This window comes from Flavobacterium sp. WC2509 (assembly GCF_052683105.1).
Window position 1 is genome coordinate 1,194,453 of the sequence record NZ_JBQZFG010000001.1, and the last position, 17,766, is coordinate 1,212,218.

At 32.1% G+C, this 17,766-nt stretch carries 16 protein-coding genes; 9 read left to right on the forward strand and 7 right to left on the reverse strand.

The annotated features are described in order from the left end of the window. The first annotated feature begins 230 nt into the window (after positions 1–230). Positions 231–473 carry a DUF6922 domain-containing protein gene (locus tag ACUN3A_RS04890; RefSeq protein WP_445552811.1) on the forward strand — a complete coding sequence of 81 codons (243 nt, stop codon included), beginning with the start codon at positions 231–233 and terminating at the stop codon, positions 471–473. A 7-nt stretch (positions 474–480) separates the two neighbouring features. On the opposite strand, the gene ACUN3A_RS04895 is transcribed toward ACUN3A_RS04890, so the two are convergent. The 5 genes from ACUN3A_RS04895 to ACUN3A_RS04915 form a co-directional block, all read right to left on the reverse strand. Then, positions 481–957, reverse strand: a complete 477-nt coding sequence (locus ACUN3A_RS04895) for a hypothetical protein (RefSeq protein WP_445550220.1) — start codon at positions 955–957, stop codon at positions 481–483. A 931-nt stretch (positions 958–1,888) separates the two neighbouring features. Then, positions 1,889–2,230 carry a hypothetical protein gene (locus ACUN3A_RS04900; RefSeq protein WP_445550221.1) on the reverse strand — a complete coding sequence of 114 codons (342 nt, stop codon included), beginning with the start codon at positions 2,228–2,230 and terminating at the stop codon, positions 1,889–1,891. A 54-nt stretch (positions 2,231–2,284) separates the two neighbouring features. Further along, positions 2,285–2,836, reverse strand: coding sequence for a hypothetical protein (locus ACUN3A_RS04905; RefSeq protein WP_445550222.1), 552 nt, complete (start codon positions 2,834–2,836; stop codon positions 2,285–2,287). 74 nt (positions 2,837–2,910) lie between these two features. Then, entirely contained in the window at positions 2,911–3,456 is a 546-nt protein-coding gene (locus tag ACUN3A_RS04910) for a hypothetical protein (RefSeq protein ID WP_445550223.1), read from the reverse strand. A gap of 3 nt (positions 3,457–3,459) precedes the next feature. Beyond that, positions 3,460–4,335 carry a hypothetical protein gene (locus tag ACUN3A_RS04915; RefSeq protein ID WP_445550224.1) on the reverse strand — a complete coding sequence of 292 codons (876 nt, stop codon included), beginning with the start codon at positions 4,333–4,335 and terminating at the stop codon, positions 3,460–3,462. 169 nt (positions 4,336–4,504) lie between these two features. Between ACUN3A_RS04915 and ACUN3A_RS04920 the strand changes: the two genes are divergently transcribed. The 3 genes from ACUN3A_RS04920 to ACUN3A_RS04930 all read left to right on the forward strand — a co-directional run bounded on the left by ACUN3A_RS04920 (position 4,505) and on the right by ACUN3A_RS04930 (position 6,760). Further along, positions 4,505–4,912 carry a helix-turn-helix domain-containing protein gene (locus tag ACUN3A_RS04920; RefSeq protein WP_445550225.1) on the forward strand — a complete coding sequence of 136 codons (408 nt, stop codon included), beginning with the start codon at positions 4,505–4,507 and terminating at the stop codon, positions 4,910–4,912. A 107-nt stretch (positions 4,913–5,019) separates the two neighbouring features. Beyond that, on the forward strand, positions 5,020–5,277 hold the full coding sequence (locus ACUN3A_RS04925; protein WP_445550226.1) for a hypothetical protein: 258 nt from the start codon (positions 5,020–5,022) through the stop codon (positions 5,275–5,277). A 235-nt stretch (positions 5,278–5,512) separates the two neighbouring features. Next, positions 5,513–6,760 carry a relaxase/mobilization nuclease domain-containing protein gene (locus ACUN3A_RS04930; RefSeq protein ID WP_445550227.1) on the forward strand — a complete coding sequence of 416 codons (1,248 nt, stop codon included), beginning with the start codon at positions 5,513–5,515 and terminating at the stop codon, positions 6,758–6,760. 77 nt (positions 6,761–6,837) lie between these two features. Here the strand turns inward: ACUN3A_RS04930 and ACUN3A_RS04935 are convergent, their stop codons facing one another. Both ACUN3A_RS04935 and ACUN3A_RS04940 read right to left on the reverse strand, forming a co-directional pair. Further along, positions 6,838–7,836, reverse strand: coding sequence for an ATP-binding protein (locus ACUN3A_RS04935; RefSeq protein WP_445550228.1), 999 nt, complete (start codon positions 7,834–7,836; stop codon positions 6,838–6,840). A 98-nt stretch (positions 7,837–7,934) separates the two neighbouring features. Further along, positions 7,935–8,225, reverse strand: a complete 291-nt coding sequence (locus ACUN3A_RS04940; RefSeq protein ID WP_445550229.1) for an AlbA family DNA-binding domain-containing protein — start codon at positions 8,223–8,225, stop codon at positions 7,935–7,937. A gap of 382 nt (positions 8,226–8,607) precedes the next feature. On the opposite strand from ACUN3A_RS04940, the gene ACUN3A_RS04945 reads away from it, so the two are divergent. Genes ACUN3A_RS04945 through ACUN3A_RS04965 form a run of 5 tightly spaced genes read left to right on the forward strand, consistent with a single transcriptional unit; the run spans position 8,608 to position 17,765 of the window. Further along, positions 8,608–11,682, forward strand: coding sequence for a type I restriction endonuclease subunit R (locus tag ACUN3A_RS04945; RefSeq protein ID WP_445550230.1), 3,075 nt, complete (start codon positions 8,608–8,610; stop codon positions 11,680–11,682). Between the two features lie 50 nt (positions 11,683–11,732). Then, entirely contained in the window at positions 11,733–13,358 is a 1,626-nt protein-coding gene (locus ACUN3A_RS04950; protein WP_445550231.1) for an HsdM family class I SAM-dependent methyltransferase, read from the forward strand. After that, positions 13,351–15,156, forward strand: coding sequence for a restriction endonuclease subunit S (locus ACUN3A_RS04955; RefSeq protein ID WP_445550232.1), 1,806 nt, complete (start codon positions 13,351–13,353; stop codon positions 15,154–15,156). Before ACUN3A_RS04950 ends, ACUN3A_RS04955 begins: the two co-directional genes overlap by 8 nt. Positions 15,157–15,179: 23 nt before the next feature. Continuing rightward, positions 15,180–15,755, forward strand: coding sequence for a hypothetical protein (locus tag ACUN3A_RS04960; protein ID WP_445550233.1), 576 nt, complete (start codon positions 15,180–15,182; stop codon positions 15,753–15,755). Positions 15,756–15,767: 12 nt separating this feature from the next. After that, positions 15,768–17,765 carry an AAA family ATPase gene (locus tag ACUN3A_RS04965; protein ID WP_445550234.1) on the forward strand — a complete coding sequence of 666 codons (1,998 nt, stop codon included), beginning with the start codon at positions 15,768–15,770 and terminating at the stop codon, positions 17,763–17,765. Position 17,766: the final 1 nt, after the last annotated feature.

A 17,766-nucleotide genomic window follows, 5' to 3' on the forward strand; every position in this document is an offset into this window, starting at 1 on the left:
CTTAAAAAAAGTAAAAACTAATATATTTTATTATCAGCAATGACACTCCAATGTGGAAGTATTTGGAAGTAATCGGCTTCTTATTTCTTAAAAGAAAGGACGATTTCCACAGGTAAATCGTTGCATAACCCACTGAAAATCATTAAATTTATAGTATGAAAAAGGCAAAAAAACACCAAGAAATCCCCAATCTTCATCCCACATTCTTTTGGTAATTCATCTTTGATTCCATTAATTGGGAACGTTCGTATAAAATGGTAATTGCTCGTATTATAGAGCGTGGAGGCCAGGATGAAATTGATGAAATCGTCCGTTTTTATGGTCCTGAAAAAGTGATTACAGCTGTCCGGGATGAGATTTACTTCCTTCCAAATTATTCCATTGAAGATGCCCTTAAATTCTTTCCCGAACTCAAAAAGGAAGAAATGTACTGCTACCTGAACCGTAAGAACAAACCGTACCACTGGATTTAGTGAATACCTAAATCCCTAAACGGGTTTTTCTTGGTTTATTTACTTCCTCGTCATTACTCTGCTGGGTTTTAATGTCAATATTAAGTGGCTGGTTTGTACGCTGTCTCAATGATTCTTTTTCGCTTGGAGTTAAATTGTCCGTGCTATTATTGTTTACATAACGAAAAACCGTTTTTACAGACCCCATTATATCCAAAGGCTTTTCAGGCTTCTCTGCTGGCTTCTTTTCACTTTCCTTAATTTTAATAATCAATAGCTTATCTAACAGTCCGCCAAGTCCTGTTTTTGTTGGGTTTTTAAATTGTTTAAGAAAATTAGAGAAGAAATTTGTAAAGATGTTTCCACCCCTGTCTACCTGTATAAATGGAATTTTGTTCTTATCCTTTTTTTTAATTTCCTTCTTTTTTACCTCCTCAGGTTTTGGCGATATAAAAGGCTTTTTCTTTTTTTTCTGCTCTTTATTTTTGTGCTTATCTTTTTTCATGATTTTGATTTTACGGCAAAAGGTAATTATAAGACTTTTTAGATTCTTCTTTTTGGCACTTTAAGACTTTGATTGGCAGTATATGTCAGGTTTTTAATTATCATGGCTTTTTATAATCTGCCAAAAGAAATAATAAAAAGAAAACCAAGGTAGGACGTGATGGATCAGCCTGTCCAAAAGACTACGGCATAATGTTTTGCTCGTGCCTCACAAACCACCCTTCGGGACTTATTCCGTTTCCTTTTGTCCTGTCTGCATCCCATCCTTTAAAATTGCTTTCTTTTTCTTTTTTTCGGTTTTTCTGTTTCTTTTGAAAATATATTTATGTTTTTAGATATGGATATATGTGCGTATCTGAAACTCTATTTACTTATTCACATAAGGGAGCATTCATCTCTATACGTAAAAGCATACCTATGCAAAAGAGTAAAATTGTAAAAACGTATGTACATAAATACAGCTATACAAGCGCATTTACTTATAGGATTAAATATATCTGTAAATCTGCCCGTCCGTACAGAATTGCATTTATACTTAAATATGCATGAGAAGATGTATTTAAATTTTAATGTACACATCTGTATATTTCCAATTCGGCAGAGAATTGCAGTTAAATTTCTCTAGAATTTATGGACTTAAACGCATTAAAGCCTGGACTGCCAATACTATCTTATTTCTGCACAGTCTTATCAAGGCTGATTTTGATCAAACGAATCACAGTACATAACATTCCTAAATACCAGCAAAACAAAAAAAGGGCATCAAGCCCTTTCAATTAAAACCATCGGTAAGAATATTTTCGAGAGAAAATAGCAAGTTGTGTTTTGAGATGCTTGAAATACTTTCTGCATCTCAAAACAACTTGCCCTTGCAGGGGGCTGGAAAACGCCTCCGAAGTCGGCGTTTTATTAAAATTACAATTGGAAACAGGTTAATTGGAATCACTCTTATTTTTTTCATTTAAATATTTTAGGTAAAGCATATCCAGTAATTCCGCTTCTTCCAATGGAATCAGCGTTTCTATTATTCTCAAAAGACTTCCAACATATCTTTCGGTATGTATAGCACTCTCAGTACTGACTTCAATTCCGTCTAAAGCAAATTTTGCTGTTTTAAGCAAATCCATTATCATACAAAACAGATCTCTATATCCTTCAACACTAATTTCAATATTGTGTATGTCGTTTCTTGTTTCAAATGTCTGCTTGAGCAGTACAAAATATTGCTCTGGGTTCTCTATGAACTCATTTAATTTGATTTTATCTTTTTCCATAATCTATATTTTAAATCGATTAATAATTTATCTAGCGGTCTGCTTGAAGTTTCATCATGTCGTGTTTTTGAAGTTTTTATCAGAACTATTGAAATAAGAATAAACCGATTCTAAAAATAGCCTCACTAACGCAAACCATGTCATCAGGTCAATATGTTCATGCAATTCAGGATCGCTTTCCAGTTCTATTATAATAAGAAAGAGCAGTTCATGTACAAACTGGCAGCAGGTAATGGATTTTAAAATATACCTGAGACTATCAAATCGCTTATCAGCTGGATTTGGATTTTCTTTTAGTTCATAACAAAAATGTATCAGTAATTGCAGGCACGACAGCAGTCCTGCTGTCTTGACGTCCTGCATCTTGCTGTCAGTGATTTCAAGACTGCCCGCAAGCAATTCTTCCAGATCGTATTCCTGCAGGAGGTCGGGATATCTGTCAAGTAACAAATCGAGCTTGGGATTTTTCAATTTATTGAGAAGTTCTGAAATCCCGCTTTCGAGATTCTTTTTTGAATTCTGCAGGAGCATATGCAGTACTGTATTTGCCTGATCTACTGATTTTACAAGTGTTTTTTCTTTCTTAAAATTTTTATTGTTTTTCATATTAAAAAATTTAGCATTAGTGCATTTTAGTATGGGCAAAAGCATATTCTATTTCATTAATGGAGACATTATCCTTAAGACTGTTCTTTATTTTTGACCTTTTCAATCCCTCTTTCACGCATAAGCTGGCTTGCATCCAGCATTTTGATTAAATAGATGTAGGGTGTGATCAAGTCATAATCAAATTCTTCGGTGCATCGAGACAGTGACAGGTGTATAACTTCAAATAGGAAGAATTCGAATTCATCAATGGTTTTCTCGGCAAATGCTTTTTTAAATACAAGGAAAGGATTCTCATACTCTTCCTTTGTCAGGGAAGCCAGATGAAGTTTTGACTTACAGTTAGACGAGTCTTTCACTTTCCATTTTTCGTTTTTGTACTGCAGGAGAAAACAAACTTTAAGAAAAGAGCGCAGAGCAGTATAGAAAACAATTACCTGTCCGGGATAATCTTTTTTATACACTTTCTTTTTATGGACATATAAAAAAGCTTCGCACAGTATCTCTTTATAACAATCAAGATGGGCAAAGTCAAAAAAAGCCTCCAGCACTTGAGAAGAACTTTTAATCTCATGACCAGCCCAAAAAATAGATTCAAAGGATATTCTATTCTTTTTCATAATTTATACAAGTTCTTTATCGGTTTTCTCGGCTTCATTTTCAACTTCATTTTGTCGATTGATTTCATTTTGAATCAAAATTTCCGCTTGATTTTTAAAATTTTCACATCTTTCTTCCACTACCTGATAATATAAATAATCAACATCGTTAGTCTTACTAAAGCGTAACGTGTTGGGCTGTTGCTTAAGAAGTTTAAATATGGTTTTATCTTCCCGAGTTTGTCGAGGGAAAAAGTCTGCAGTTATGGTAGTAAAGTATTCGCAGAGATTAAATAGATACTCCAATGCAAAATGATTGGGAGTGTAGCCTATAAAGACACGGATCAAAGACAAACATATTTGCTCCACTATTTGATGAAGAGCGGACATTTTTACTTCATCCGAACTAGAAGCATCATCATCATTATATACCCAGCCCCAGATTGTAGCAATATTATTATTCCTCCATGCTATATAATGCGATGTGGAGTTTAAATTTCTTTTTGGAGTTTCGCTAATATTTAAATAAGGTGGCTTGTTAATATCTTGAAATAACAGCTCTGCGTTCTGCATGATCTGCCAAAAGAAAAACTGCTGGTCTTGGCAGGGGTCTTTAAGACTTTGTACATGGTGTATAAGTACAGTTGCGGTCAAAGATCCCTGAGTCTTTGCGTTTATCTTATCACTTATATCACTGCCTGCATTCTCTTTGGTTTCATGTACAAAAACTAAGAGATATAAATGACTATGTTCTTTTTGTAGTTCTTTATCAGGATAAATTTTCCTGCTCGAACGATAAACTGTTTCCTGTTTGCCAAAACAATAAATAGCAGATGTTTTAATGTGATCTGTAATTACTTCCTTCAATTCTTTTTGCTGTGAAAATTCAATTGCATTCATAATTTTAAATTTTTAGTTAATAATTATTTGAAAAATTGTATTTTTGTTTATACATGCAAGTAAATCAGAATGAGTACTGTACCGAATCATTTTGCTCTGTATCGTACAGTACCAAATATGTTTTTTACGGATTGCTTATTTTTTTATTCCGAATTATTATCTTTGAACTATGAGCACATTGACAAAACCAAATCATATAGGGCGAAAAATCAGCCGTATTCGTGAACTTCGAGATATGAAACAAGAAGCATTGGCGCAGGCTTTGGGAACAAACCAACAGGCAATATCCGCTATGGAGAATAGCGAAACGATAGATGAAGAAAAACTTGTAGAAGTTGCAAAAGCTCTTGGTGTAACACCTGAAGCAATTAAAAATTTTTCGGAAGAAAGTGTGTTCAACTATTTTAATAATTTTTACGATAATAGTCAGGGAACTGTAGGGAATTATCACTGCACATTTAATCCATTAGATAAATTAATCCAATCCCACGAACAGCAAATCAAACTATACGAACGTTTGGTTCAAGCCGAGAAAGATAAAGTCGAGTATTTGGAAAAATTACTAAAAGAAAAATAACCTTTATAGAAGGCAAATTAATTCCAAAATTGAGACTCTAAACAGGGTCTCTTTTTTGTTTCAGAAAATTTTATTTTATGGTGCAACAATAATAAAAAACCAACAAAATGGACAAGACTATTAAACTCCGTGTGAGAAAGGAAATTGGCAACGGTGACGAGCTTAAAGTATTGAAATTAAAAGGTGCATTAATTGCTAAAAAGTATACTGAAATCATTCACATTGCAGATGAAAATGAAGACTTTTACCTTAACTCATTTTCTACCTCCCCCGAGAATAAAAAAGAGGCGGAACACTTTGTTTTGGATTACATTTCAAATCATAATCTCACCGATACTATTACTCTCGTTAGCACAAAGAATTAATAAGTTTTTAATTGCCATTATGCCCCTAAGAAAACCAAAAAAATCTTCCTGTAAAGAGTCAGAACTTTGTGGATTTCAAAAGTAATATTGTTTGAAAAAGTACGCTTCTTTTTTCTGTTATTGCTTCATATGATTTTAAGAAGCGTACACTTTCAAAAAACATTGAAAATAATTTCTTGAACTTTTTTTAAAAGTTTAAATAATTCTCCAGCCAAAAGAGAAAATAAATTTAAATATGGACATCTGCAACTGCGTGAATTGGGTGGTCAATATCGTTGGAATTTGCAATACGTTTTTGAAGCTTTGCGGCCATACACTGGAACTCGACAGGCTTAATTTTACTTTAAAACTCAACCGCTTTATAAAACAGGTTTCGCTTAACGAAAACGTTAAGCGAAACGCTGTGCATATTTCATTGAATTTTGACCCTTCGGAAAATCATTCTAAAGAAAAGCTTATGGAAATTGCAGACACTTACATGGAGAAAATCGGATTTGGAAAACAGCCATATTTAGTATATCAGAACTACGATGCGGGGCATCCACATCTTCATGTAGTTACTAATAATATTCAACGAAATGGAAAAAAAATAGATTTACATCTTTTAAGCATTCGAAAATCAGAACCAGCCCGAAAAGAAATCGAAGAATTGTTTGGACTCGTAAAAGCAGAAGGCCGAAAAAAGAAGGAGGCATTTAATTTGCAGTCTATTTCTATCGGTAGGATTCACTATGGAAAAATGGAATCAAAGAAAGCCTTAACCAATGTTCTAAATAAGGTACTGAATGAGTACAAGTATTCAAGCCTTCACGAACTCAATGCTGTACTAAAACAATATAATATTTTGGCTGACCGTGGTAGCGAGAATTCAAAAATATTTTTAGCAAATGGATTAGTGTATCGAATACTTGACGGACAGGGAAAGCCAATTGGCGTACCGATAAAGGCAAGTGATTTTTACTTCAAACCGACTTTGAAATTCTTGGAAGAAAAATTTAAGGAAAATAAAATTAGAAGAATTCCAGACAAATTAAAAGTAAAAAACATCATTGACAAGGCTCTACTAAGAGATCGTATATCCATAAACGAACTGACAAAATTATTAGAAAAAGAAGGTATTCACACTGTGTTTAGAAGAAGTTCCCAAGGTCAGCTTTATGGCATTACCTATATTGACCATACAACAAAAAACGTTTTCAAAGGAAGTAGCCTAGGGAAACAATATAGTGCAAAAGCAATTGAAGAACGTTGTGGATTAAAGATTGCTGGTGAAGGAAAAAGGAGTCAGATTTCTGAAAAATTGACTTCTAAAGAATTCTTGATTGAGAATCTTCAACAACAAAAAGATACTCTTACTACTCCTGATTTAGTGAAAGCATTGGATATGCTTATACACGTTGAATATTCGTCAGACTACATAACGAATCAATTGAAAAACAAAAGAAAGAAAAAAAAGAGAAAAGGATTATCTAATAATATCTAATACTTATTTTAATTCTTCTTGTATCATATCAGAACATCTATAATTACATCCTAACTTATATCTATTTATTCACCCACTTATTCACCTATTTTTGGATTGATATAATGTATTATCCAAGCTCCTCCTTTTGTACCTTCACGTTCTAATAGACCTTCTCTCTTAAGAATATCTATATTATTATCCAATGTAGTGGCACCAAAATCAACTAGTTGTTGTAATTCAGATTTTTTAATTTTATTATTTCTATGAATTGCCGTAAGTATTATTATTTGTTTTTCGGATAAATTATTCACCCACTTATTCACCCACTTATTGAAATCGAAAGACCTTCTTAATGTTATGGTAAACATTCCGTCAATATCAAATTCAGGTGGGGTTAATCCATTTTCTTTCATTAGGTCACGCATTCTGCTGATACCCGAACCAATTTGTTCAACCATTCGCATTCTTTCAAACAATCCGAATATTAAAGGGTTACGGCTTAGACTTCTTTTTCCAAAATCATTTTTAGAAATAGCACTTACTAAACCGCCTGGATTACTAATCTCTACACGGTCATTGAATAATTCAATAGTAATGCGCCCGCCTTTATCATAATAGTCCCTGTGGGCAAGTGCATTAATAATTGCTTCTTTGAATACCGTTTCTGGAATTTCCCATAATTCCACTCTGGGTTTAGAACCTGTACCCTCAATATCGTAACGAATATCAAGTTTTGATTTCAGCCATAACATACTTTTTAAAAATTGCTGGTATAGCGCCCCAGCCATTACTTTATCGTCAATGATGTATCGTTTATCTGTTCCATCAAAAACAACGCAACGGATAACTGCTTTTTCGAAAAAGTAATTTGGCTCTTTGGCGAAGAATAATGCTGCACCATTTTTAAAATAACCATCTTTTGTGCTTAACCTTAAATTTTGAAATATTTGCTCTTCTGAAACGATATCGCTTAAACCTGCTTCTTTTCTAAAGACAGCGATATTTTCTGCATCGAGATCGGTTGCTAGATTTATTTCTGTACAGGGGGCTTCATCAAAGTAAATATGATCAGCCTGCTGGAAAAAATCTCTCATTTCTTCTACAGTTGTAAGCTTTTGGGAATTGGGACCTTGACGAACATAAATTGCACCGGAAAGAACATAGGGTTTATTCTGTCCAGAAGGAACTTCTATCACCCTATATTTTTACCATCCACTTCGATGATGTAGAATTCGCATTGCAGTTGCGGGGAAATTTCTCCAATCGAGTTTTGTATTGCTGAACGTTTTGCATTATCTATATTAACTCCTTTGATGATATTTTTATCATCAACCCCTACCAGCACTACACCACCCGAAGCGTTTGCGAAGGCACATACTTCTTCAGTAATGCTTTTTAGATTAGAGGGAAGATTTACTTTAAATTCTGCATTGAATCCTTCTCCGGAATTTACGATTGCAATTATATCTGTTGAGTTGAGCATCTAGTTATAGTAAATTTCAAAAGTAATATTTTTTTGAGTGCCTTTTTAGCATATTGCCTCTTTCACTATTTAAAATTTACTAAAAGTCTTTATAATGGGTTTATACATTTACGAAATGAAGGCGATGATCCACTACCATCCCATAAAAAGCTATGTTTTTTTATAGGACGGTTTGTTTTGCAGATTGCTGTAAAAGATTAAAATCCTTTATTAGACAGTAATTACCTCTTCATAAGTACTTGATCACATTTGAAAAGCAGAAACATATAAACAAAAACAAACAGTATACATGCCCAAGACTCAATTAAAGACCTAAAGATTCAAAAAGTTCAATAATTTATCTATATTTTAGCGACTCCTTATTTTAAAGATCTATATATTAATGGCTTTCAACGAAGATTCTCGCGTTAAAATACCAACCATATTGCACCTAATGCGATTGGGTTATAGTTACTTATCATTATCAAATCAAAAATGGGATGAGTCTACCAATATTTTCACGGACATCTTCACCGAAAAAATTAAGCAACTAAACCCAGAGTTATCAGCAGGTGATGTTGATCGTGCCTATATTGAAGTGGCACTTTGTCTTGAAAATGAAGATCTGGGAAAGGTTTTTTATGAAAAGCTTGTAGACCAATCAAACGTGCGACTTATTGATTTTGAAAATTTCAATAATAATTCATTTCATATAGTTACTGAGCTAACCTATAAAAAGGATGAAGAAGAATTCCGTCCCGACATTACCTTACTTATAAATGGAATGCCTTTGGTTTTTATCGAAGTAAAAAAACCAAATAACCAAGAGGGTGTAATAGCCGAACATAAACGCATTCAAACTCGTTTTAAAAACAAGAAATTCCGCCAATTTGTAAACATTACTCAATTGATGGTATTCTCTAATAATATGGAGTATGATGACAACTCATCTTTGCCTATTGAAGGTGCCTTTTATGCCACAACCTCCTATTACAAACCAATATTTAACTATTTTAGAGAAGAAGATAAGTTTGATTTTAATACTTTATTAAAAAATATAGAGGAACAAGATGAAAACATTGTACTTAAGGACACCAATCTTTTAAGTATTAAAAATTCACCTGAATTCCTTACTAATAAGCATCATAATACTCCAACTAATAGAATATGCACTTCCCTATTTCAAAAAGACAGACTCGCTTTTGTATTGCGATTTGGAATAGCATACGTAAAAGAAAGTGCCGGTTTACAAAAACATATCATGCGCTATCCTCAATTATTTGCTACAAAAGCAATTGAACAAAAGCTTGAAGAAGGTGACAAAAAAGGTATTATTTGGCATACACAAGGAAGTGGAAAGACAGCCTTAACATTCTATAATGTCAAATATTTGACTGACTATTTTCAAAAGAAAAGTATCGTTCCAAAATTCTATTTCATCGTTGATCGATTAGATTTATTAATTCAAGCTGGAAAAGAATTTAAAAGCCGAGGTTTAGTGGTTCATAATATCAATTCAAGGGAAGAATTCTCCAGAGATATTAAATCTACATCTGTTATTCATAATAATTCTGGAAAGCCTGAAATTACAGTTGTGAATATCCAAAAATTCCAAGATGATCCTGATGTTATTAGAAATACAGATTACAACTTAAACATCCAACGCGTATATTTCTTAGACGAAGTTCATCGTAGTTACAACCCAAAAGGAAGTTTCCTCGCGAATCTAAATGAATCAGACAACAATGCAATAAAAATAGGATTAACTGGGACACCTTTATTAGGATCTGATTATAATTCTAAGGCACTATTTGGAAGTTACATCCATAAATACTATTACAATTCATCAATTGCTGATGGTTATACTTTACGATTAATTCGCGAAGAGATTGAAACCAACTATAAGCTTACTTTAAAACAAGCACTTGAAGAAATTGAAATCCTTAAAGGGAATGCTGATAAAAAAGTGGTCTACGCGCATCCTAAATTTGTAGAACCAATGCTGGATTATATAGTTCAGGATTTCGAAAAAGCACGTATTGCATCAAATGACAACTCGATTGGAGGAATGGTGGTTTGTGATTCATCCGAACAAGCAAAAATGCTGTTTGAAATATTTGAATCTAAATATGCTGTAAATAATATCGATTCAAGCATACTTAAAATGGTTGCTGAACCCCGTGAAAGTTATGGTAATCAGAAGAAAAACAAAAGTAAAGTTTCGACTGCCGCCGTAATTCTGCATGATGTTGGAACCAAAAAAGATCGTGAGGTAAAAGTTGAGGAATTCAAAGATGGAAAAATTGATTTTCTCTTTGTTTATAATATGCTGCTAACTGGTTTTGATGCTCCCCGATTAAAGAAATTATATATCGGGCGCGTAATTAAAGCCCACAACTTATTACAAACTCTAACCCGGGTAAATAGAACTTACAAAGATTTCAGATACGGATATGTAGTTGATTTTGCTGACATTCAAAAAGAGTTTGACAAAACCAATCAGGACTATTTTAACGAGTTACAATCGGAGTTAGGAGATGAAATGGAACATTATTCTAACATCTTCAAGTCAGCAGCGGAAATCAAGGAAGAAATCAACGAAATTAAAGAAGTTCTATTTCCATTCGATACTTTGAATGCCGAGGTCTTTTCGCAGCAAATTTCACAGATTCAAGATAGAACCGAAATATTGAAAATTAATAGAGTTTTGAATAATGCTAAAAGCTTGTATAATCTCATTCGATTGTCTGGAAATTATGAATTATTAGAACGTCTTGATTTTCATAAATTAACGATATTATCTCGGGAAGCTAACAATCATCTGGCTCTTATTAATACCAAAGAAGCACTAGAGAAAAATGTTGATACCACTAATTTATTAAACATTGCTTTAGAGGATGTGATCTTTGCTTTTGTAAAAGTTAAGGAAGAAGAAATGGTTCTCGCTGATACTTTAAAAACGACCTTGCAAAAAACACGCGAAATGTTAGGTGGCAATTTTGACCCAAAAGATCCTGTTTTTATATCTTTGCGGGAAGAATTGGAACGTTTGTTTAAAAAGAAAAATTTAAGCGAAGTTACCAAAGAGGAAATGGAAGCCAACATCAGACAATTGGAACACATTTATAGCAAAGCCAAAGAATTGGAAAGAAAAAACCAATTGCTAAGAGCAAAATATGATAATGACGAGAAATATGCTCGTTTGCATAAACGACTAATGGAAAAAGATCCATTAACAGATAGCGAAAGTAAACTTTTTGATGCCTTAAAAGGATTGAAAAAAGAAATCGATGATCAACTATTACAAAACTCAAAAGTATTAGAAAATGAGAGTTATGTTGAGAAAATGATTATCCGCTTTGTGATAAACCAATTCAAAAATAAAAACAACATTCCTTTAGATCCTGAAACTTCTAAACGTATCAATGGAATGGTTGTAAAAGAATACATGAACGAGTTTTATGGTAGGACAGCCTAAATCTACATTTAATTCTACAAAACAAAGACCCAAAACGAATAACAATAATAATGACTACTACAATACAATTTGAAAAGCAAACCAAAACACTAATTGACGACTTAAAAAGTGTATGCGCCAATTATGGTTTGGGAAATGACGGAAATGAGTTTAAAATTATTACCCAAGTATTTTTATATAAATTCCTTAACGATAAATTTGTTCATGAAGTAAAGCAATTAGATGAAAAAATAGCTGCATCTGATGATTGGGAAAAAACTTTGCGAAGCTATTCAACAGATGATTACGAAATGTTGACCATGCAAATGAGTGAAAGCACAGCTAACATTCATCCTGACCAATTGATCTCAAGCCTATTTGAGCGTCAAAATGAACCTAAGTTTGCCGAAATATTTGATAATACTTTGTTGGATATTGCTAAACAAAACAGTGCTGTTTTCTCGGTTGTTACCGAAAGCGGTGAAAAAATTGTTTTGTTTGAAAACATTAGTAAATACGTAACCGATAAACGAGATGAATTTTGTAAAGCTCTTATAAACAAATTGGTTAATTTTAGTTTTGAGAATATCTTTCACGAGAAATTTGACTTTTACGCTACCATTTTTGAATACCTAATCAGCGATTACAACACTAATAGCGGCGGAAAATATGCTGAATATTTTACTCCGCATGCTGTGGCAAAAATCATGGCACGTTGTTTAGTTGATGAAAGTGTGAGCAATGTAACTTGTTATGATCCAAGTGCAGGATCCGGGACTTTGCTAATGAATTTAGCACATCAAATTGGCGAAGAAAAATGTACGGTTTACTCTCAGGATATATCTCAAAAATCATCTAACTTACTGCGTTTGAATTTAATCTTGAATGATCTTGTACATTCGATTCCTAATATTGTAAAAGGAAATACTATTCTCGAACCGTATCATAAAGAGCAAAACGGACGATTGAAACAATTTGATTACATAGTTTCAAATCCTCCTTTTAAACTAGATTTCTCTGATTATGTAAACGATTTAGATACCAAAGAAAACAACGATCGTTTTTTTGCAGGAATGCCAAACATACCAAAAGCAAAGAAAGACAGTATGGCCATTTATCCTTTGTTTGTGCAACACATTATGTATTCGCTTACCGCAAAAGGAAAAGCAGCTATTGTAGTACCAACAGGATTTATCACGGCACAAAGTGGTATCGAACGAAAAATACGTGAGCAAATGGTAGAACGCAAAATGCTGCGTGGCGTAGTAAGTATGCCATCAAACATTTTTGCAACTACGGGAACCAACGTTTCTATTTTGTTCTTGGACAAAGAAAACACCAAAGGCGATATTGTTTTGATGGATGCATCTAAACTAGGAACAACCGTAAAAGAAGGCAAAAACCAAAAAACACTTTTGTCACATCAGGAAGAAGATTATATTATTGACACTTTTAATAAACACGAAGCCAAAGAAGATTTCTCGGTAGTCGTTTCGTATGAAGATATAAAAGTTAAAAACTACTCGTTGAGTGCTGGACAATATTTTGAAGTAAAAATAGAATATACTGATATTACTCCAGAAGCATTTGCTGCTAAAATGAAAACTTTTGATACCAGCTTAAGTGAGCTTTTTAACGAAAGTAAAACTTTGGAATTGGAGATTCATAATAATTTGAAAGGGTTGAGATATGAGTAGAATTTCAAAAACAACTCTTGGCAATTTAGTTGAATTTCAAAGAGGATATGATTTGCCAAAATCTCAATTTCAAGAGGGTACAATACCTGTCATCTCGTCAAATGGAATTTTAGGCTATCATAATCAATCAAAAGTTAAAGGACCTGGAATAACAATTGGAAGAAGTGGAACTGTTGGTTTACCCCATTTTATAAAAGAAAACTTCTTTCCTCATAATACTGCATTATTCATTAAAGATTTCAAAGGAAATAATCCTAGGTATATTTATTATCTAATTAAAACATTAGGTTTGAATGACTACAAAAGTGGCTCTGGTGTTCCAACTATGAACAGGAATCATTTGCATCCTATTGAAGTTAGAGCATTTTTAGAAAATGAAGATCAACAAAAAATAGCTAAAGTTCTTTCTGATTTAGATGCCAAAATCGAACTCAACAACAAAATCAATACTGAGCTTGAGGCGATGGCAAAAACGCTTTATGATTACTGGTTTGTACAGTTTGATTTCCCTGATAACAATGGAAAACCGTATAAAACTTCGGGTGGGAAAATGGTTTGGAATGAAGAGTTGAAGAGAGAAATTCCTGAGGGTTGGGAGATTAAAAAAATCAGCGAAGTTTCAACAATCAAAGCTGGAGGTGATAAACCGAAAATCTATTCAAATGAAAAATCAAAAACTTATTCAATTCCAATTTATTCTAACGGAATAACGAATGATGGATTATATGGATATACAAATGAAGCAAAAATTCATAAACAGAGTATAACCATTTCAGCAAGAGGAACAATTGGATTTTGTGTTTTGAGAAACCATCCGTTTGTTCCAATTATTAGATTAATTGTTATTATTCCAAATGAATCATGTAGCACAAAGTATTTATTTGAAACAATAAAAAATATTCCATTTGAAAAGTCTGGTTCAGTACAACAACAGCTAACGGCACCACAAGTTTCTCAAATAGATGTTTTATATCCTGCTACTAATCTTTTAAATAAATTTGACCAAATAACTTCGTCTTACATAAACAAGATAGAATTAATTAAAGAAGAAAACCAAGAACTAGCTTCACTTCGAGATTGGTTATTACCAATGTTAATGAATGGTCAGGTTACGGTTGGAGATCTTGAGGAAGAATTAGGTATGGTTGCTGAGCCAGCTCAGATTTATGAAAAAACAGAGAAAAAGATTATCGAAAAAGTCAAAAAAGCAAAAACCACTGCAATAAAATTAAACCCTGTAGATGTTTACAAAAGAACATTACTTGCTGCCGAAATTGTTTTCCAGTTAAAAGACACTTATACTTTAGGTCATTTAAAATTGCAAAAAATGCTATTTCTATGTCAAGAATTAGAAAACATGGCTTTGCCAATGAACTTTCTAAAACAAGCTATGGGGCCTTACGACAATCAGCTTGCAAGATCATTAGATAAGCAGTTTGTAACCAAAAAGTGGTTTATATATCAAAAAGCAGAGGCATTAAAATTCAAACCTCTTGAAAATTGTGGAAAACATAAAGACGATTTTAATAAATATTTTGAAGATCAACTTGAAGGAATTAATTACATAATCAAAAAATTTACAATCTTCACTTCTACTCAAATTGAAGCGGTCGCTACTTTGTACGCATGTTGGAAAGAAACTATTGAAAACAATGAGCTAATCAACGATAAATTAATAATTACTAAGTTCTATAACTGGTCTAAAGAAAAAGAAAAATTTAAAGAAGAGAACTTGGTAAAAGCTTTGGCTTGGATGAGAAAGAATGGTATTGAACCAAAGACTAAACTTAATGAGTAATTCCAAAACAGATATCTGAATGTATGAGTTATAAAATTACCCTTGAAGAGTTTGATAATGATATATCAAGTTATATTGAAAGATTAAAAAATGATCTGAAAAACATCACCTTTGATACAGAAAAAAGTATTCGATTTGTAGTTTCAAATGAGTTAGATTGTAAAAAATTATTCGCCTACAATAAACAAAAAGGCATATATCTTTTTGAATTAAATCTAGACAGTCCAAATTTAACAGGAACAAAAAGAGCTACAAAAATTAAAAATTTTGCAGAAGCTTGGTCTAAAAAAAAGAATGATTCTTTCTTTTCTTCAAGTGTAATTAAAAAGAGATTACAGTTAAGATCAGATTATGATGAGCAGTGGTTGCCTTTGTACATTGGAAAAAACAAAGACATATATGGCCGAATCAAAGAACATATTGATTTATGTCCCACAAAAAATACCTATGCCATGAAATTGAGACATAGAACTAATCTTCATGGATTAGAATTTAGAGTAACAACTATAGAGATCGATGTATTGAACTATGACTTTATAGTTCCTCACATAGAGCGTTCTTTACGGGAAATCTATCATCCGTTAATTGGAAAGCAATAAAATAAAGTAGATATGAGATTAGCAGCAATATACATTGAAGAACATGAATACCTATTTGATAATAAACCTCAAACGATAAATTTTGGCGGGAAGTATATATACAAGTTTAGCAAAAGAAATTCAAGAAATATAATTGTAAGTAGAAAGGAAAACGAACAATATATTGAATCTTTTTACAATATTGCTAATTCAAAATCAAATCTAAATTCAATCAGTGCAATTGTTGGCGAAAATGGCGCTGGGAAATCATCTATTCTTGACTGTATTAGAAGTATGTTTATTGAATACCCTTATGCTTTACCCGGAGGAATTATAACCGCTGTAGTCGAAATAGATGATGAAATAAGAATTTTAGAATCAAATTACACTGTATATTTTGATAGAAATAATGAAGTTGACGATGCTGATTCTGTAGAATTACAACCAATTGAAAACAATAAAATTCAGACCATCTATTACTCTCCCCATTTAGACCTAAAATATAATTTTAATTTCAGTGATTTAGACAAATACGACATTTCAATAGATACAACTATTGAAAAAGATTTAGAAGATCTTGACAAAAAAGGCACGAATGAAAATGGATTCACTTATCATCCGGTTGAAGAATTAGTTTTTAAAAATACCTTGCGTCAAATTTATTTCTTAAGTTCTCCTACTTTTAATGATAATAAAACGTTTAGCGAGATTTTTAATATTCCTAAATATAATAAAGGGATTCTGTTTTTTAGAGATTACAAAATTGATCCTGAATATTGGAATGTTCCAAGAAACTTTAAATATTTTTTTTTAGAAATATTTAAAAAAATAGAAGAGGAAAATGAGCTGTGGACAAATGTTCGAATTTTTGATGAGAATCATAATCTAAAAAATCAAGCCGAAGTCAATTGTTACCTACTCGAGCGAAAAATCATTAGTTCATTTCTCTCTGTAATTATCGAACAAATGAATAAACAAAACACCTTCTTGAACGAAGGTATATTCAAACATGATATTGAGATAGAAGCACCAAAGGATGGAACAGCATTAGATTTTTTTAAATTTTTTCTTGAATTCGGACATATAAAAAAAGGTTCAGAATTTAAAATTTTCAATCATGACAAATCTTTTGAGTTAATTGATTACATATTTGAAATCATTAACAATATAAAAGATGAAAGCTATATATCTAAAAGTTCATTTCATATAAATTTAAATGATCTTGAAAAGATATTAATTTTACACAAAGATGTATTAATTGACTTATTCAATTACTATCCTAAAACAGATGGAATTATCCAGCAAAGTAGTAATATTGATGGCTTCATCAGTTTTAGACCAACAGATCGAAAATTGAGTTCAGGAGAAAATGCCTTATTAAACTTCTATTCTAAACTATACGATTTTATTCAATTAAATTTAACCGAAAAAAGTAAATTTAAAGAAGACAAGCTACATTATATCCTCTTACTGGATGAAGCAGATTTAGGTTTTCATCCTACGTGGAAGAAAAAATATATCATATCTCTAATCAATACAATACCTTATTTTTTCGAAAATTTGAGCACTATACCTAGTATACAAATCATTTTTACTACTCATGATCCATTAACTTTATCAGATTTACAAAATAACTCAATAATCTATTTAAAAAGGGATGGCAAATTCAGCAAAGTTCTTGCATTAAGTGAACCAGAAAGACCAAAAAAGACATTTGGTGCTAATATCACGAACCTGCTGTCGGACTCATTTTTTATTAGTGATGGTTTAATAGGAGATTTTGCAAAGCTTAAAATAGAAGAAACTATTAATTGGATCAACACTCAAAAGGAAAGCAGGATAAAAAAAGTAGATTTATTTAAAGAACAATTAGCTTATCACAAAAAAGTAATCGAATTGATTGATGAAAAAGTGATCAAATTAAAATTATCTGAAATGCTTTCAGAAATTGAAGGAGATACAGATTTTCAGAAAAAAATATACGATCAAGAAATTGAATATTTAATTAAAAAGAGACAAACTTTAAATTAAT

Bases quoted from the DNA above. Each gene is read 5' to 3' on its own strand.
- ACUN3A_RS04915 (WP_445550224.1), bottom strand. From the start codon at position 4,335: ATGAATGCAATTGAATTTTCACAGCAAAAAGAATTGAAGGAAGTAATT.
- ACUN3A_RS04950 (WP_445550231.1), top strand. From the start codon at position 11,733: ATGACTACTACAATACAATTTGAAAAGCAAACCAAAACACTAATTGAC.
- ACUN3A_RS04935 (WP_445550228.1), bottom strand. From the start codon at position 7,836: ATGAGAGATTTTTTCCAGCAGGCTGATCATATTTACTTTGATGAAGCC.
- ACUN3A_RS04965 (WP_445550234.1), top strand. From the start codon at position 15,768: ATGAGATTAGCAGCAATATACATTGAAGAACATGAATACCTATTTGAT.
- ACUN3A_RS04930 (WP_445550227.1), top strand. From the start codon at position 5,513: ATGGACATCTGCAACTGCGTGAATTGGGTGGTCAATATCGTTGGAATT.
- ACUN3A_RS04940 (WP_445550229.1), bottom strand. From the start codon at position 8,225: ATGCTCAACTCAACAGATATAATTGCAATCGTAAATTCCGGAGAAGGA.
- ACUN3A_RS04920 (WP_445550225.1), top strand. From the start codon at position 4,505: ATGAGCACATTGACAAAACCAAATCATATAGGGCGAAAAATCAGCCGT.
- ACUN3A_RS04960 (WP_445550233.1), top strand. From the start codon at position 15,180: ATGAGTTATAAAATTACCCTTGAAGAGTTTGATAATGATATATCAAGT.
- ACUN3A_RS04910 (WP_445550223.1), bottom strand. From the start codon at position 3,456: ATGAAAAAGAATAGAATATCCTTTGAATCTATTTTTTGGGCTGGTCAT.
- ACUN3A_RS04905 (WP_445550222.1), bottom strand. From the start codon at position 2,836: ATGAAAAACAATAAAAATTTTAAGAAAGAAAAAACACTTGTAAAATCA.
- ACUN3A_RS04955 (WP_445550232.1), top strand. From the start codon at position 13,351: ATGAGTAGAATTTCAAAAACAACTCTTGGCAATTTAGTTGAATTTCAA.
- ACUN3A_RS04895 (WP_445550220.1), bottom strand. From the start codon at position 957: ATGAAAAAAGATAAGCACAAAAATAAAGAGCAGAAAAAAAAGAAAAAG.
- ACUN3A_RS04925 (WP_445550226.1), top strand. From the start codon at position 5,020: ATGGACAAGACTATTAAACTCCGTGTGAGAAAGGAAATTGGCAACGGT.
- ACUN3A_RS04900 (WP_445550221.1), bottom strand. From the start codon at position 2,230: ATGGAAAAAGATAAAATCAAATTAAATGAGTTCATAGAGAACCCAGAG.
- ACUN3A_RS04945 (WP_445550230.1), top strand. From the start codon at position 8,608: ATGGCTTTCAACGAAGATTCTCGCGTTAAAATACCAACCATATTGCAC.